Source organism: Pseudomonas sp. RGM2987, from assembly GCF_022952855.1.
GTDB lineage: Bacteria > Pseudomonadota > Gammaproteobacteria > Pseudomonadales > Pseudomonadaceae > Aquipseudomonas.
Genome location: NZ_JALJDX010000028.1, coordinates 1 through 1,141 on the forward strand (window position 1 = coordinate 1; position 1,141 = coordinate 1,141).

Here is a 1,141-nt window from a genome sequence, read left to right on the forward strand (position 1 = left end):
CTGTGACCCTGAGCAATGGCGCGGTAATCAACATTGCAGCCGGTCAAACGACTGGCACCGTGGCGGTCGATACCCCGGCCAATGACGTTTACAACAATGGCAGCACCGTCAGCACGACTATTACTGGTACCACCGGCGGTAACTTCGAGAACCTGGTGCCGAGCACCACCCCTGCGGTCACCACGATTACCGACTCGGTGGACAACACTGGCCTGACACTGACCGCCAGCGACACCATCACCGAAGGCGGCCAGATCACCTACACCGCCACCCTGACCAATCCAGCCCAGACGCCGGTGACTGTGACCCTGAGCAATGGCGCGGTGATCACCATCGCAGCCGGTCAAACCACCGGCACGGTCAATGTCGATACGCCTGCCAACGACGTCTACAACAACGGCAGCACCGTCAGCACCACCATCACCGGTGCCACCGGCGGCAACTTCGAGAACCTGGTGCCGAGCACCACGCCTGCGGTCACCACGATTACCGACTCGGTAGACAACACCGGTCTGACACTGACCGCCAGCGACACCATCACTGAAGGCGGCCAGATCACTTACACCGCGACGCTGACCAATCCGGCTCAGACCCCAGTAACCGTGACCCTGAGCAACGGTTCGGTGATAACCATCGCAGCGGGTCAAACCACTGGCACCGTGACCGTAGATACGCCCGCCAATGACGTTTACAACAACGGCAGCACCGTCAGCACCACCATCACTGGTGCTACGGGCGGCAACTTTGAAAATCTGGTGCCGAGCACCACACCGGCTGTTACGACCATCACTGATTCGGTCGACAACACCGGCCTGACGCTGACCGCCAGCGACACCATCACTGAAGGCGGCCAGATCACCTACACCGCCACCCTGACCAACGCCGCTCAAACGCCGGTCACCGTGACGTTGAGCAACGGCGCTGTGATCACCATCGCTGCCGGTCAAACCACCGGCACGGTCAATGTCGATACGCCTGCCAATGACGTTTACAACAATGGCAGCACCGTCAGCGCCACCATCACCGGTACCACCGGCGGCAACTTCGAGAACCTGGTGCCGAGCACCACGCCGGCGGTCACCACGATCACCGACTCGGTGGACAACACTGGCCTGACCTTGACCGCCAGCGACACCATCAC

Annotated in this window: 1 protein-coding gene; it reads left to right on the forward strand. The window is 61.2% G+C overall.

All coding sequences use genetic code 11. The features are described 5' to 3' along the window. On the forward strand, positions 1 to 1,141 hold a 1,141-nt coding region (locus RGM2987_RS00125), incomplete at both ends, for an immunoglobulin-like domain-containing protein (protein ID WP_245138095.1).